The sequence below is a fragment of the Colwellia sp. MB02u-14 genome (assembly GCF_014076915.1).
In the GTDB taxonomy this organism is placed as follows: domain Bacteria; phylum Pseudomonadota; class Gammaproteobacteria; order Enterobacterales; family Alteromonadaceae; genus Colwellia_A.
Genome location: NZ_JACGUX010000067.1, coordinates 175,590 through 190,135, shown reverse-complemented (window position 1 = coordinate 190,135; position 14,546 = coordinate 175,590). Strand labels below are relative to the sequence as shown.

16 protein-coding genes are annotated in these 14,546 nt (G+C 37.9%); 14 read left to right on the top strand and 2 right to left on the bottom strand.

Annotated features, from left to right (window positions below; translation table 11 throughout):
* Nucleotides 1-11 precede the first annotated feature (11 nt).
* The 11 genes from H4J52_RS08500 (at nucleotide 12) to H4J52_RS08450 (ending at nucleotide 9,083) form a co-directional block, all read left to right on the top strand.
* Nucleotides 12-809, top strand: a complete 798-nt coding sequence (locus tag H4J52_RS08500; protein ID WP_182178712.1) for a ParA family protein — start codon at nucleotides 12-14, stop codon at nucleotides 807-809.
* A 27-nt stretch (nucleotides 810-836) separates the two neighbouring features.
* Nucleotides 837-1,721, top strand: a complete 885-nt coding sequence (locus H4J52_RS08495; protein WP_182178710.1) for a ParB/RepB/Spo0J family partition protein — start codon at nucleotides 837-839, stop codon at nucleotides 1,719-1,721.
* Between the two features lie 300 nt (nucleotides 1,722-2,021).
* Nucleotides 2,022-2,429, top strand: coding sequence for an ATP synthase subunit I (locus H4J52_RS08490; protein WP_259367839.1), 408 nt, complete (start codon nucleotides 2,022-2,024; stop codon nucleotides 2,427-2,429).
* Nucleotides 2,430-2,476: 47 nt separating this feature from the next.
* Nucleotides 2,477-3,331, top strand: coding sequence for a F0F1 ATP synthase subunit A (atpB, locus tag H4J52_RS08485; protein ID WP_182178708.1), 855 nt, complete (start codon nucleotides 2,477-2,479; stop codon nucleotides 3,329-3,331).
* Between the two features lie 78 nt (nucleotides 3,332-3,409).
* The gene (gene atpE / locus H4J52_RS08480; protein ID WP_086745850.1) at nucleotides 3,410-3,637 is read left to right on the top strand and encodes a F0F1 ATP synthase subunit C; all 228 of its coding nucleotides are present in this window, start codon (nucleotides 3,410-3,412) and stop codon (nucleotides 3,635-3,637) included.
* Between the two features lie 40 nt (nucleotides 3,638-3,677).
* On the top strand, nucleotides 3,678-4,148 hold the full coding sequence (atpF, locus tag H4J52_RS08475; RefSeq protein ID WP_070375308.1) for a F0F1 ATP synthase subunit B: 471 nt from the start codon (nucleotides 3,678-3,680) through the stop codon (nucleotides 4,146-4,148).
* Nucleotides 4,149-4,162: 14 nt separating this feature from the next.
* Nucleotides 4,163-4,696 (top strand): F0F1 ATP synthase subunit delta, encoded by a 534-nt coding sequence (atpH, locus tag H4J52_RS08470; RefSeq protein WP_182178706.1) that lies wholly within the window; start codon nucleotides 4,163-4,165, stop codon nucleotides 4,694-4,696.
* Nucleotides 4,697-4,712: 16 nt separating this feature from the next.
* Nucleotides 4,713-6,254, top strand: a complete 1,542-nt coding sequence (atpA, locus tag H4J52_RS08465; RefSeq protein WP_182178704.1) for a F0F1 ATP synthase subunit alpha — start codon at nucleotides 4,713-4,715, stop codon at nucleotides 6,252-6,254.
* 27 nt (nucleotides 6,255-6,281) lie between these two features.
* On the top strand, nucleotides 6,282-7,142 hold the full coding sequence (gene atpG / locus H4J52_RS08460; RefSeq protein ID WP_182175912.1) for a F0F1 ATP synthase subunit gamma: 861 nt from the start codon (nucleotides 6,282-6,284) through the stop codon (nucleotides 7,140-7,142).
* Nucleotides 7,143-7,200: 58 nt separating this feature from the next.
* Nucleotides 7,201-8,586, top strand: a complete 1,386-nt coding sequence (atpD, locus tag H4J52_RS08455; RefSeq protein ID WP_182178702.1) for a F0F1 ATP synthase subunit beta — start codon at nucleotides 7,201-7,203, stop codon at nucleotides 8,584-8,586.
* Between the two features lie 74 nt (nucleotides 8,587-8,660).
* Complete coding sequence (locus tag H4J52_RS08450; RefSeq protein WP_070375313.1) at nucleotides 8,661-9,083, top strand: F0F1 ATP synthase subunit epsilon; 423 nt, start codon at nucleotides 8,661-8,663, stop codon at nucleotides 9,081-9,083.
* A 77-nt stretch (nucleotides 9,084-9,160) separates the two neighbouring features.
* Here the strand turns inward: H4J52_RS08450 and H4J52_RS08445 are convergent, their stop codons facing one another.
* On the bottom strand, nucleotides 9,161-9,388 hold the full coding sequence (locus H4J52_RS08445; RefSeq protein ID WP_182178700.1) for a hypothetical protein: 228 nt from the start codon (nucleotides 9,386-9,388) through the stop codon (nucleotides 9,161-9,163).
* A gap of 366 nt (nucleotides 9,389-9,754) precedes the next feature.
* Between H4J52_RS08445 and glmU the strand changes: the two genes are divergently transcribed.
* The 3 genes from glmU (at nucleotide 9,755) to glmS (ending at nucleotide 14,034) form a co-directional block, all read left to right on the top strand.
* Nucleotides 9,755-11,128 (top strand): bifunctional UDP-N-acetylglucosamine diphosphorylase/glucosamine-1-phosphate N-acetyltransferase GlmU, encoded by a 1,374-nt coding sequence (gene glmU, locus H4J52_RS08440; RefSeq protein WP_182178699.1) that lies wholly within the window; start codon nucleotides 9,755-9,757, stop codon nucleotides 11,126-11,128.
* Between the two features lie 300 nt (nucleotides 11,129-11,428).
* Nucleotides 11,429-12,190, top strand: a complete 762-nt coding sequence (locus tag H4J52_RS08435) for a DeoR/GlpR family DNA-binding transcription regulator (protein WP_182178697.1) — start codon at nucleotides 11,429-11,431, stop codon at nucleotides 12,188-12,190.
* Between the two features lie 11 nt (nucleotides 12,191-12,201).
* Nucleotides 12,202-14,034 (top strand): glutamine--fructose-6-phosphate transaminase (isomerizing), encoded by a 1,833-nt coding sequence (glmS, locus tag H4J52_RS08430; RefSeq protein WP_182178695.1) that lies wholly within the window; start codon nucleotides 12,202-12,204, stop codon nucleotides 14,032-14,034.
* 104 nt (nucleotides 14,035-14,138) lie between these two features.
* On the opposite strand, the gene H4J52_RS08425 is transcribed toward glmS, so the two are convergent.
* On the bottom strand, nucleotides 14,139-14,459 hold the full coding sequence (locus H4J52_RS08425; RefSeq protein ID WP_182178693.1) for a hypothetical protein: 321 nt from the start codon (nucleotides 14,457-14,459) through the stop codon (nucleotides 14,139-14,141).
* Nucleotides 14,460-14,546 lie beyond the last annotated feature (87 nt).

The following is a 14,546-nucleotide window of genomic DNA, read 5'->3' as shown; positions in this document are numbered from 1 at the left end:
TCGAGGTTATTGTGGGAAAAATCATTGCGGTTGCTAACCAAAAAGGTGGTGTTGGTAAAACAACAACCTCTGTTAATTTAGCTGCCTCATTAGCAGCAACAAAACGAAAAATATTGCTAATCGATTTAGACCCCCAAGGCAATGCTACGATGGGCAGTGGTGTTGACAAGTATGAAGTGCATGCAACCTGCTATGAATTACTCGTTGACCAAAAGCCATTCGATGAAGTGGTTTGCCGAGAAACATCAGGTTTATATGATTTAATTGCTGCTAATACTGATGTTACCGCTGCTGAAATTAAATTAATGCAAGTATATTCTCGTGAACAACGTTTAAAAAATGCTTTAGCGCCAATACGAGATAAGTACGATTTTATTATAATCGACTGCCCTCCTTCTTTAAATATGCTAACCGTTAATGCAATGACAGCGGCTAATTCTGTTTTAGTCCCTATGCAATGTGAGTATTATGCATTAGAGGGTTTAACGGCACTAATGGATACTGTTTCCCAACTAACGTCTGTAGTCAATGCTGACTTGCATATAGAAGGAATTTTACGGACGATGTATGATCCTCGTAACCGGTTAGCTAATGATGTGTCAGAACAATTAAAACGCCATTTTGGTGATAAAGTCTACCGTACCGTTATCCCACGTAATGTTCGATTAGCCGAGGCACCAAGTTTTGGGTCGCCAGTGATGTATTATGACAAGTCATCAACCGGTGCTAAAGCTTATTTAGCACTTGCCGGTGAAATATTACGCAAAGCAGAACAAAAAAAACAAACTCTCGAAAAAAAAATTGATTAACTATTTCGTTAACTCCGAAGGAAAATTATGAGTCCAGCAAAACGTAGAGGCCTAGGTCGTGGCCTTGACGCATTATTAACATCAAATAAAGAAACAGATGATGCGGCTGAAAGTAATTTATCTTCAACTAAACAGAGTGAATTACAATATTTACCGATAGAGCAATTGCAGCAAGGTAAATATCAACCCCGTAAAGATATGTCAGCAGAAGCCTTAGAAGATTTATCCAACTCTATTCTTTCTCAAGGAATAATACAGCCAATTGTTGTTCGTAATATTGGTGAAAATAATTATGAGATAATTGCTGGTGAACGTCGATGGCGTGCCGCACAGTTAGCTAAATTAGACAGAGTACCTTGTTTAATTAAAAATGTACCCGACGAAGCCGCTATTGCTATTGCCTTGATTGAAAACATTCAACGTGAAGACCTTAATGCTATGGAAGAAGCTATTGCATTGGAACGGCTATTAACCGAGTTCGAACTAACACATCAAGAAGTGGCGAATGCGGTAGGGAAATCCAGAACAACAGTTTCTAATTTATTACGCTTAAATAATTTAAATGATGATGTCAAAACTTTGCTTGAACATGGCGATATTGAAATGGGCCATGCTCGCGCTTTATTAGCATTAGGCGATGACATACAAAGTAATACAGCAAGAATAGTGGTCGCTAAAGATCTTACCGTACGTGAAACAGAAGCACTGATTAAAAAAATACAAACACCAGAAAAGGTGGTTGAAGATAAAATCAAAGACCCAGATACTAAAAGTTTAGAACAAAATTTATCAGAGAAACTTGGCTCTCAAGTCACTATTGCTCACAATAAGAAAGGTAAAGGTAAGTTAATTATCTCCTACAGCGATCTGTCTGAACTTGATGGCATTGTTTCTCGCTTCAATTCTTATTAGTTTACGTACATATTATATTTAAGGTAGCTAAGCGGTGATAATCCAAAATGTGTTTACGCCCTAATAATCGACTATGAAAAATAAGATTAATTTAGCTATTTCATCTTTATTTCTGTCTTTCAAAGGTCAAGTTTTCATTTTCGAGTAAACCTTTCTAAATTTAGTGTCACATTTTGTATGTATTGTCAGCAATGAACGCCCTATTTTGTTGCATTAGTGCTGTAATTAAGTATACTTGCGACGGCTTTTTTAAAGTTAAAGTATTAACTTTAAAGAACACTATGACTACGAAGAATTGCGTTGGAGACAGCAGTGGCGAAAGGTTATCAAAATTTATTAACTACGCCTGGTCGAAAATTAGCGTCGAGACAAATCAGTATAATGACTATATTGGTCGTCATATGCGCTGTAATTACATATTTCAATTGGGGACTACTATACGCTTACTCTTTACTTTTAGGCGGTGCAGTGGTGATAGTTCCTAATATTATTTTCGCTTATAAAGCATTTAAGTATGCAGGTGCAAGCGCTTCAAGAAAGGTTATGGAATCTTTTTATAGTGGCGTAAAATTAAAAATGTTATATACCGCGTTATTATTCGCGCTAGTATTTAAGTTTTTAGTGATTTCACCCTTAATATTTTTAAGCACATATTGTGTAGTAGTGTTTTTAACATTACTACTGCCGGTTTTTTTAACAGAACGTTAATTCACTGGCGATAAAGATTTATAAACTTTAACTTTTGGGATAATAAAATGGCAGAAGAAGTCACCTTATCAAGCCATATCCAACACCATTTAACTAATGCAAAAATGTGTACAACCGATACTGGTTTAGCATTTAATAAAGCATGTAGTGACAGTGGGTTTTGGACATGGCATATAGATACACTAGCATGGTCAATTGGCCTAGGTATGTTGTTTTTGTGGACTTTTCGCAGAGCTGCTAAAGGAGCTACCGTAGGTGTTCCTGATAAATTTCAATGTTTTATTGAAATGGTTGTCGAGTTTGTCGGTGACAACGTTAATAAAACCTTCCAAGGAAAAAGTACATTAATTGCACCATTAGCCTTAACGATATTTGTTTGGGTCTTTTTAATGAACTTAATGGACTTAATTCCTGTTGATTTCTTACCTGCATTTGCTGGTTTTGTTGGTGAAACTGCTTTTGGTATGGATAGTCACGATGTCTATATGAAAGTTGTACCAACAACAGATATTAATTTAACAGCTGCACTAGCACTCGGCGTGTTTTTATTGATGATTTTTTATTCAGTAAAAATAAAAGGTCTTGGCGGATTTGTTAAAGAATTGACCTTGCACCCGTTCAACACCAAAAACAAATTAGCTATGGTGTTTTTGATCCCTTGTAATTTATTACTTGAAACCATTGCTCTTGTTGCAAAGCCATTTTCATTAGCACTACGTCTATTTGGTAACTTATATGCAGGTGAGTTAATATTCATCTTAATTGGCGCTGTTGGTTTGATGCAGCTTCCATTGCACTTTGTCTGGGCTGTATTCCATATATTAGTCATCGTATTGCAAGCATTTGTCTTTATGATGCTAACAATCGTTTACTTAAGTATGGCGAGTTCTGATAATCATTAATTTTTAACCTTTAACTTTAACTTTAACTTTAACTTTACAATTAAAACTTTGGAGAAAAAAATGGAACAAATATTAACAATGCCTGAAGCGATTAAGTTTATCGCAGTTGCTTTACTAATCGGTTTTGGTGCTATTGGTACTGCAATTGGCTTTGGTAACATGGGTGGTAAATTCTTGGAAGCGTGTGCACGCCAACCAGAACTAGCCCCTTCACTACAAGTGAAAATGTTTATTTTAGCGGGTTTAATCGATGCCGTTGCTATGATCGGTGTTGGTATCGCGATGGTATTATTGTTTGTACTTTAATTTCATTATTTGAACAGCTTACTATTAAGGAGGAGCGGTTGTGAATTTAAACGCCACTCTAATTGGTGAATTAATAGCATTCGTTGTTTTTGTTTGGTTCTGCATGAAATATGTATGGCCACCATTGAACGATGCTATTGAAGCTCGCCAGAAAAAGATCGCTGATGGACTTGCTGCTTCAGACCGTGCTGCAAATGATCTTGAGCTTGCTCAAGAAAAAGCTACTGCTCAACTTAGAGAAGCTAAGTCACAAGCTGCCGAAATTATTGAAGCAGCGAAAAAACGTGAAACGCAAATAGTTGAAGAAGCTGCAGTAAAAGCTCAAGCTGAGAAAGAAAAAATCTTAGCTACAGGTCACACAGAAATCGAAACTGAACGTAACCGTGTTAAAGAAGAATTGCGCAAACAATTTGCGATTCTTGCTGTCGCCGGTGCCGAGAAGATTCTTGAACGTTCTATTGATGCCGCCACACATAGTGACATCTTAGATAAATTCGTCGCTGAACTTTAAGAGGGAATAGAGCTATGTCTGAATTGACAACTGTCGCTCGTCCTTACGCTAAAGCAGCGTTCGATTTTGCTGTTGAAGCAAAGGCTATTGATAGCTGGTTATTACAGCTAACCTTTGCTGCTGAAGTTGCCAAAGATGAAACCATTAAAGGGGTTCTTTCTGGTGGTGCTTCAGTCGAGCAGGCACAAGCACTTTTTTTAAGTGTTTGTGGCGAGCAAATAGACAGTCAAGGCCAAAATTTCTTGAAAATAATGGCAGAAAACGAACGCTTGTTGGTGCTACCACATGTTTTAACGCAATTTTTAGCACTTAAAGCTGAATTTGAGCAAGAAGTTACTGTGGATGTAACCTCAGCTGTAGAAATTACAGCAGAGCAAAAAACAACACTTAGCGCCGCGCTTGTAAAGCGTTTGGCTCGAAAAGTAAAGCTTAATTGTATTGTCGATGCGACTATTATTTCAGGTTTAATTATTAAAGCTGATGACATGGTAATTGATGGCTCTATACAAGGTAAATTGAGCCGTTTAGCAACAATTTTACAATCCTAGAATAAGGGAAAAGAGCATGCAACTGAATTCCACTGAAATCGCCGAACTGATCAAAAATCGTATTGAACAGTTTGACGTTGTCAGCGAAGCTCGCAACGAAGGTACTATCGTTTCTGTAACTGATGGTATTATTCGTATACATGGCCTTGCTGATGTAATGCAAGGTGAAATGATCGAACTTCCTGGTAGCCGTTTTGCTATCGCGTTAAACCTTGACCGTGATTCGGTCGGTGCGGTAGTTATGGGTCCATACGCTGACTTAGCTGAAGGCGTAAAAGTTAAAAGTACTGGTCGTATTTTAGAAGTACCAGTAGGTCGTGGTTTATTAGGTCGAGTGGTTAACACCTTGGGTGAGCCTATTGACGGTAAAGGACCTATTGAAAATGATGGTTTTTCTCCTGTTGAAGTTTTAGCACCAGGTGTTATCGAACGTAAATCTGTTGATCAACCTGTACAAACAGGTATCAAATCAATTGATTCAATGATTCCAATTGGCCGTGGCCAACGTGAACTTATCATTGGTGACCGTCAAATTGGTAAGTCTGCCATCGCTTTAGATGCCATTATTAACCAAAAAGATACTGGTATTAAGTGTGTATACGTAGCAATAGGCCAAAAGGCTTCTACAGTTGCTAACTTAGTACGTTCTTTAGAAGAACACGGCGCGTTAGACAATACTATCGTTGTTGTTGCGGGTGCTTCTGAAGCTGCTGCACTACAGTACTTGTCAGCATATTCTGGCTGTACTATGGGTGAATACTTCCGAGATCGTGGTGAAGATGCATTAATCGTATATGATGATTTGTCTAAGCAAGCTGTTGCTTACCGTCAAATTTCATTACTTTTACGTCGTCCACCAGGTCGTGAAGCTTACCCAGGTGACGTTTTCTATCTTCATAGTCGTTTACTTGAACGTGCTGCTCGTGTAAATGAAGCATACGTAGAAAAGTTCACCAACGGTGCAGTTAAAGGTAAAACGGGTTCATTAACAGCTTTACCTATCATTGAAACGCAAGCGGGTGATGTATCGGCTTTCGTACCAACTAACGTAATATCAATTACTGATGGTCAGATTTTCTTAGAGTCTAACCTATTTAACTCAGGTATTCGTCCTGCTGTTAACGCCGGTATTTCTGTTTCTCGTGTTGGTGGTGCTGCGCAAACTAAGATCATCAAGAAATTAGGTGGTGGTATACGTTTAGCCTTAGCACAATATGCTGAATTAGCTGCATTTGCTCAATTTGCATCAGATTTAGATGACGCGACTCGTGCTCAATTAGAGCATGGACAACGTGTTACTGAATTGATGAAGCAAAAGCAATACAGTCCATTGTCAGTTGCTGAAACAGCCGTATCGTTATTTGCCGCAGAAAAAGGTTACTTGAACGATGTTGAAATCGCTAAAGTGGTTGATTTTGAAGATGCATTACGCACTTATGTAAACAATGATCACGCTAAGTTGATGGCTACTATCAATGAAAAAGGCGACTATAACAAAGATATCGAGTCTGCTTTAGCTAAAGCAATTGAAGCTTTTAAAGCTACTCAAACTTGGTAATCTAGTTAACCTTTTTGGAGAATAGTCATGGCTGGTGGTAAAGAGATTAAATCAAAGATTGGAAGTGTAAAAAACACACAGAAGATCACCAGCGCAATGGAAATGGTTGCAGCTAGTAAAATGCGCAAAGCGCAAGATAACATGGCTGCATCTCGTCCATACGCTGAAAATATGCGAGATGTGATCGGTCGCGTCGCACTTGGTAATTTAGAATTTCGTCATCCATATATGGTTGAACGTGAAGTCAAGCGTGTAGGTTATATCGTTGTCTCAACAGACCGTGGTTTGTGTGGTGGTTTAAATATCAATTTATTTAAAAAAGTACTTGTCGATGCGGGTACACACCAAACAGCGGGCGCCGATGTTGAATTTGCCATAGTGGGTTCTAAAGCTACGTCATTTTTTAACAATATTGGTGCTAAAATAGTGTCACAGAAGTCTGGATTAGGTGACAATCCTTCACTAACTGATTTAATTGGTAGTGTTAAGGTCATGTTGAATGCCTATGATAGTGGTGAGATAGATAGATTGTTCATTGTATATAACAAATTTGTTAATACTATGACGCAAAATCCAACAATCGATCAACTTTTACCTTTGCCTAAGTCAGATGATGACGCATTTAAGCATAGCTGGGATTATTTATACGAACCTGATGCTCAAGTTTTACTTGAAAAACTGCTCGTTCGTTATACGGAATCGCAAGTATATCAAGGTGTGGTTGAAAATCTCGCCTGTGAACAAGCTGCTCGTATGGTTGCAATGAAAGCTGCAACAGATAATGCGGGTGACTTAATTGATGATTTACAATTGGTATATAACAAAGCGCGTCAAGCAAGTATTACTCAAGAATTGGGTGAGATCTGTGCTGGTGCAGCAGCGGTATAAACAAAAGTTCTTTGTTTATTTTATTAGTAAATAAGAGCACAAGATTAGAGGATTAAACATGAGTACAGGTAAAGTCGTCCAAATCATTGGCGCAGTTGTGGATGTAGAATTTCCACAAAATGCTGTACCTCAGGTATATGACGCGTTAAAAATAACTGAAGGTAACCTTAGTGGCTTAGTACTTGAAGTACAACAGCAACTTGGTGGTGGCGTAGTTCGTACTATCGCCATGGGTTCATCTGACGGTTTACGTCGTGGTCTGAATGTAGAAAACACAGGTGAGAATATCCAAGTTCCAGTAGGTACTGCAACTTTGGGTCGCATCATGAACGTATTGGGTGAGCCTATCGATGAAGCTGGCCCAATCGGCGAAGAAGAAAAGTGGTCGATTCACCGTCAAGCGCCAGCTTATGCTGACCAAGCGATGTCAAATGAACTACTTGAAACTGGCATAAAAGTAATCGATTTAGTTTGCCCATTCGCCAAGGGTGGTAAAGTAGGTTTGTTCGGTGGCGCTGGTGTTGGTAAAACCGTTAACATGATGGAACTTATTCGTAACATCGCGATTGAGCATAGCGGCTACTCAGTATTTGCTGGTGTAGGTGAGCGTACTCGTGAAGGGAACGATTTCTATCATGAAATGAACGATTCAAATGTACTTGATAAAGTATCACTTGTTTACGGTCAAATGAACGAGCCTCCAGGAAACCGTCTACGTGTTGCCTTTACAGGTTTAACAATGGCTGAGAAATTCCGTGACGAAGGTCGTGACGTATTATTCTTTGTTGATAACATTTACCGTTATACTTTGGCCGGTACTGAAGTATCTGCACTTCTTGGTCGTATGCCATCAGCAGTTGGTTATCAACCAACACTTGCTGAAGAAATGGGTGTACTTCAAGAGCGCATTACTTCAACTAAGAAAGGTTCAATCACTTCAATCCAAGCGGTATACGTACCAGCAGATGATTTGACTGATCCCTCTCCAGCTACTACTTTTGCTCACTTAGATGCAACGGTTGTATTGAGTCGTGATATCGCTTCGCAAGGTATTTATCCTGCAATTGACCCACTAGATTCTACTTCTCGTCAACTTGATCCATTAGTTGTTGGCGCTGAGCATTATGAAACAGCCCGTGGTGTTCAATCAACATTACAACGTTACAAAGAACTTAAAGATATTATCGCCATCTTAGGTATGGATGAATTATCTGAAGAAGACAAATTAGCTGTGAATCGTGCACGTAAGATTCAACGCTTTTTATCTCAACCGTTCTTTGTTGCTGAAGTATTCACCGGTTCTCCTGGTAAGTATGTATCACTTAAAAACACGATTAGTGGTTTTAAAGGCTTACTTGCAGGTGAATACGATGATTTACCTGAGCAAGCTTTTTATATGGTTGGTTCTATTGATGAAGCAATTGAAAAAGCTAAAAACATGTAATTTGTTTGGGCGTGTTAGGTTAACGTAAGTCATCGACTTATTAACGATCTAACCGCCTACTTTAGGAGGTCAAAATGTCAGCAATGACGGTAAATCTAAATGTAGTAAGTGCAGAAGAGAATCTATTCTCTGGACGTATTGAATCATTACAGATCACAGGTTCAGAAGGTGAACTAGGTATTATGCCTGGTCACGCACCTTTATTGACCTCGCTAAAACCTGGTATGGCTCGTATTGTTAAATATGGTGGTTCAGTAGATGTTATATATCTTTCTGGCGGCATGTTAGAAGTTCAACCAAATAACGTAACCGTATTAGCTGATATAGCGATACGTGCAGACGATTTGGATGAAAAAGAAGTATTAGAAGCTAAGCAACGTGCAGAAAAACACATGAACGCCCATGGCGGAGATGTTGGCTTTGCTGAAGTCGCGGCTGAATTAGCGCGAGTAACTGCGCAATTACGCGTAATACAAGCGTCTAATAAGAAAGTCTAATGTAATAGGCATAACACTAAGTTTTAGTGATTAAAAAAGCGACCATTGGTCGCTTTTTTTATGACTAAAAATTACAATTAAAATTTATTATCACAAGCAATTCTTAATTCAGAAAAATAAAGAGTAGTAGAACCAGTATTGTAATAAGTGCCACTACAAAATCGGGTTGACTCGCCTACTATTGAATTACTATTCGCTGATTGAAAATAAACACGTTCAACATAATGACTAGGCGAATAAGCTGCAAAGGTTGTTGCTGTAAAAATTGTAGCCGCGGCTGCTATAATCAATTTAGATACTTTCATTTTAATTCCTTTCTTATAAGTTAATGTAAAAAAGACAAATATAAATAATTTATTTGCCTGAGTTAACGCTTACTTAACTTATATATATTTATTCGTTATGTAAATATAAATATATCTTTTTGTAAATAAAGTGTAAATTTATTTATTATGTAAGATGGCGATAAATACAATATGTTAATTTACAAGTCACGATTATTCGTTTTTAGCTCATTATCGCTATAGGCGCTAACTTTAAAAAGAAAAATTATCAGTGTGTTAGGCGACTTAAACAAAAAGGTATTTAGGTCAATACCTATAGTTAATGTGATAAAACAAGGTTACAATATTTACACTTAACTAAGAAAAACCATATATAACGGATATACTATGTCTCTTTCAGTTGTCGTTCTTGCCGCGGGTAAAGGTACTCGCATGCGGTCATCACTCCCTAAAGTACTTCACGCAATTGCTGATAAGCCAATGGTTAGCCATGTCATTGATGCAGCACGCCAGCTTAATGCTGAAAATATTTATATTGTTTATGGTTTCGGTGGTGAAGTATTAAAAGCAACAATAACTGATAATAGTAAAAGTGATGATTTAACTTTTATTGAGCAAAAAGAGCAGTTAGGTACCGGGCATGCTGTAGATATGGCCTCTCCTTTTATTAAGGATGATGAAAATGTATTGGTACTATATGGTGATGTGCCACTAACCAAAGTGAGCACGTTACAAAACCTATTAGCGGCTAAGCCAGAGAGTGGTATGGGGCTGTTAACGGTGAACTTAGCTAATCCAAATGGATATGGCCGCATTGTTCGTAAAGAAAACTCTGTCGTAGGTATTATTGAACAAAAGGATGCGTCGCCAGAACAGTTATTAATTACAGAGGCTAATACGGGGATTCTCTTAGCCAATGGTGGTGATTTAAAACGCTGGCTTGCAAACCTGTCAAGTGATAATGCACAAGGTGAGTATTACCTAACTGATATTATTGCCGCTTGTCATAAAGAAGGAAAACCTATCGCGACCGCTCACCCTGAAACAGAAGTTGAAGTAGAAGGCGCTAATAATCGTGTACAGTTAGCCTCTTTAGAAAGAGCCTTTCAGTTACGTGAAGCTGAAGCGTTAATGATAGCGGGTGCAAGTTTACGAGACCCAAACCGCATTGATATTCGTGGAAAAATTGTTATCGGTCAAGAAGTGCACATAGATATTAATTGTATTTTTGAAGGAGAGGTTATTTTAGCTAATGGTGTTCAAGTAGGTGCAAACTGTATTTTAAAAGACTGCACAATTGGTGAAAATACCATTGTTAAACCTAATAGTATTATAGAAAAAGCTGTTGTTGGCGATGATTGCTCAGTAGGACCGTTTGCTAGACTTCGTCCTGGGACGACAATGGATCGAAATTCACACGTGGGTAATTTTGTTGAAATGAAAAAAACAACATTAGGAGAAGGCAGTAAAGCGGGTCACTTAACTTACTTAGGTGATACCACAATAGGCCAAAATGTTAATATTGGCGCTGGAACCATTACTTGTAATTACGATGGTGTTAATAAGTTTCAAACCCAAATTGATGATGGTGCCTTTATCGGCTCAAATAGCTCCTTAGTCGCTCCTGTATTTATTGGGGTTAACGCGACAGTTGGCGCAGGTTCGGTTATTGCCAAAGATGTAGAAGCTGACGAATTAGCGGTAGCTAGAGGTAAACAACGCAATATACCAACGTGGAAAAGACCAACAAAACAAACGTAGACTCTTACGTTATCAAAAGAAAGAGGCGCTTATCGTGCCTCTTTTTGCTTTTTATCTATTATAAATTGAATATGAATCTTCGTTGTAATCAAATAAATAAGTAAATTAAAGTTGTCATGGAATATAGCAAAAACGATCAGCAGTTATATTGACTGAATAAAAAGATAGCAAAAACTTCATTTTTACCACAAAAATAAATAATTATTGCCATAAATGTATACTTTTGTTCTAATAGCTTAAGTTACTAAACGAAACTTATTATGTAAGATAAGTGTCGAAACAAAAGATAACCCTAATCGTATGTCAAAAAGAAATACCCAACAGCGTCGCCACAGTATTATCTCTGAGCTTAATGAGCATGGAGAAGTAAGTGTTGATAGCCTTGCAAAAAAATTTGCAACTTCAGAAGTTACTATTAGAAAGGATTTAGCAGCCCTAGAAAATAGCGGTTTATTGCTTAGACGTTACGGTGGAGCTGTGCCTTTACCTCGAGATATTATTGAGCATAAATCAGAAAAAGTTTCGAAACGAAAGGTTTCAATTGCGAGCAAAGCGGCGACATTGATTCGGGATCATAACCGTATAATTATCGACAGCGGTAGTACAACTTCAGCCTTAGTTAAAGAACTTAATAGCAAACAAGGGTTGATTGTTATGACCAACTCTTTAGCAATAGCTTCTGATCTGCATGCACTTGAAAATGAACCGACATTATTGATGACCGGTGGTACTTGGGATACACACTCAGAATCTTTTCAAGGACAGGTAGCAGAGAGTGTTCTTAGATCATATGACTTTGATCAACTCTTTATCGGTGCTGATGGCATTGATATAGAACGTGGTACTACCACCTTTAATGAGCTACTAGGACTAAGCCGAGTTATGGCCGATGTTTCTCGTGAAGTTATCGTACTTGTAGAATCAGAAAAAATTAATCGAAAAATACCTAACGTCGAAATTCCATGGAAAAATATAGACATACTGATCACTGATGCAGATTTGTCTGATGAATTAAAAGCCAAATTATTAGAACAAGACGTTAATTTACTTATTGCAAAATAAAGGAAGAACTTATGTGTGGGATCGTAGGTGCTGTAGCACAACGTGATGTAGCAGATATATTAGTAGAAGGGTTAAAACGCTTAGAATATCGCGGTTATGACTCTGCAGGTGTTGCTATTATTGATGATAATAATCAATTAAATAGAGTACGTCGCTTAGGAAAGGTACAAGAGTTAGCTGACGCTTTAGCGTTATCTCCTTTATCTGGTGGAACAGGCATCGCTCATACTCGCTGGGCTACTCATGGCGCACCAAGCGAAGTAAACGCTCACCCACATATTTCTAGTGATAATATTGCAGTGGTACATAATGGTATCATTGAAAATCATCAAGAACTTAGAGCTCGACTGCAAGGAATGGGCTACGAATTTGTTTCAGAAACAGATACCGAAGTTATTGCTCATTTAGTGCATCTCGAACTTAAAACATCTGCAACCTTGCTTGAAGCCGTACAAAAAACAGTGAAACAACTTGATGGCGCTTATGGAACCGTTGTGCTTGATACAGCAGATAAAAGCCGCGTAATTGTTGCTCGCTCTGGTAGTCCTTTGGTTATTGGCTATGGTGTTGGTGAAAATTTTATTGCTTCAGATATGATGGCTCTTTTACCGGTGACTCGTAAATTCTCGTTTCTTGAAGAAGGTGATGTTGCTGAAGTAACACGTTTTGAAGTCAATGTATTCGATCTCAATGGTGCTCCAGTAGAGCGAGAAGCAAAAGAACAAGATATCAGTCAAGAAAGTGGTGATAAAGGTGAATACCGTCACTACATGTTAAAAGAAACGTACGAACAACCCACCGCTATTCGTAATACTTTAGAAGGTCGCTTATCAGGCAATGTGCTTGATATGAACACTTTCGGTGAAGGCGCTGATGAGATATTTAAAAGTATCGAACATGTACAAATTATTGCTTGTGGTACCAGTTATCATTCAGGCATGGTGGCACGATATTGGTTAGAGTCATTAGCGGGTGTTTCTTGTAATATCGAAATTGCCAGTGAATTTCGATACCGTAAATCACATGTGCCAAAGAATGCCATGATTGTAACTATTTCTCAATCAGGTGAAACTGCAGATACATTAGCGGCTTTACGTTTAGCGAAAGAGTTAGGTTATAAAGCAAGCTTAGTGATTTGTAATGTTGCGGGTTCATCTCTGGTGCGTGAATCTGACTTAGCCTTCATGACCAAAGCAGGTGTTGAAATCGGTGTTGCTTCAACCAAAGCCTTTACCACACAATTAGTTGGCTTATTGATGATGACCTTAGCTATCGGTAAGCATCATGGTATGAGTGAGCAACTTCAAAACGAAATAGCACAATCGCTAATGTCTCTACCGAGCAAGTTAGAAGAAGTCTTAGCACTTGCAAGCTCAATTGAAGAGTTAGCAGAAGATTTTGCTGATAAACACAACGCCCTATTCTTAGGCCGAGGGGATCAATACCCTATTGCAATGGAAGGTGCACTGAAGTTAAAAGAAATCTCGTACATTCATGCTGAAGCCTATGCCGCAGGTGAACTAAAACATGGACCATTAGCGCTAATCGATGCTGATATGCCGGTGATAGTGGTTGCACCAAAAAATGATTTAATCGAAAAACTTAAATCAAATGTAGAAGAAGTTCGTGCGCGCGGTGGCTTAATGTATGTATTTGCCGATAGTGAAGCAAATTTTGCTAGTGATGAAACAATGAAAGTGATTAATGTGCCAGTATGTGATGATTTAATTGCCCCTATTGTGTATACCTTACCACTACAATTACTTTCATATTATGTTGCCATTATAAAAGGTACTGATGTTGATCAGCCGCGTAATCTAGCAAAATCAGTTACGGTTGAATAGTTAGGTTTAACGTAAACAATTTTTACACAGTCTGATATTTATGAACGCCACTACCCTTAGTGGCGTTTTTTATATTTAGTCTTAATAAATAGTTATCAATAAAACTAAAAAGTTTTATATCTCAAATATTCAGGGTACAAAGTTAAGTAATCACACCAAGTACTGAAATTACGATATTCAAAACGTTTATCATTGGTGGCGTACCATTGTGATTCCCGAAGAGCGAGTAAGCGAAATTTTATTTTAAAGCCGTCAATAGCAACATAACATGCAAGACTTTCAGTGGTGTTGTTTTTTATTTTTACTTGGGCAAAGCCGTCTAAACTACGACCATAAAAAGTTTTTGTTTTCGGTTTTGCTTGGACAATATTCGTGACTAACAATATAAATAGACTTAGAAACAGGCTGATGAGTAAATTTTTCATTATTTTCATTATTTTCATTAAAATATGAGGGAAGTATTAGCTAATTGATATTATTTGTAAAAGTATAGCTGATATATCATGTAGATT

Coding starts and splice junctions, on each gene's coding strand:
- H4J52_RS08495 (WP_182178710.1), top strand. CDS start 837: ATGAGTCCAGCAAAACGTAGAGGCCTAGGTCGTGGCCTTGACGCATTA.
- atpB (WP_182178708.1), top strand. CDS start 2,477: ATGGCAGAAGAAGTCACCTTATCAAGCCATATCCAACACCATTTAACT.
- atpE (WP_086745850.1), top strand. CDS start 3,410: ATGCCTGAAGCGATTAAGTTTATCGCAGTTGCTTTACTAATCGGTTTT.
- atpH (WP_182178706.1), top strand. CDS start 4,163: ATGTCTGAATTGACAACTGTCGCTCGTCCTTACGCTAAAGCAGCGTTC.
- atpA (WP_182178704.1), top strand. CDS start 4,713: ATGCAACTGAATTCCACTGAAATCGCCGAACTGATCAAAAATCGTATT.
- atpG (WP_182175912.1), top strand. CDS start 6,282: ATGGCTGGTGGTAAAGAGATTAAATCAAAGATTGGAAGTGTAAAAAAC.
- atpD (WP_182178702.1), top strand. CDS start 7,201: ATGAGTACAGGTAAAGTCGTCCAAATCATTGGCGCAGTTGTGGATGTA.
- H4J52_RS08450 (WP_070375313.1), top strand. CDS start 8,661: ATGTCAGCAATGACGGTAAATCTAAATGTAGTAAGTGCAGAAGAGAAT.
- H4J52_RS08445 (WP_182178700.1), bottom strand. CDS start 9,388: ATGAAAGTATCTAAATTGATTATAGCAGCCGCGGCTACAATTTTTACA.
- glmU (WP_182178699.1), top strand. CDS start 9,755: ATGTCTCTTTCAGTTGTCGTTCTTGCCGCGGGTAAAGGTACTCGCATG.
- H4J52_RS08435 (WP_182178697.1), top strand. CDS start 11,429: ATGTCAAAAAGAAATACCCAACAGCGTCGCCACAGTATTATCTCTGAG.
- glmS (WP_182178695.1), top strand. CDS start 12,202: ATGTGTGGGATCGTAGGTGCTGTAGCACAACGTGATGTAGCAGATATA.
- H4J52_RS08425 (WP_182178693.1), bottom strand. CDS start 14,459: ATGAAAAATTTACTCATCAGCCTGTTTCTAAGTCTATTTATATTGTTA.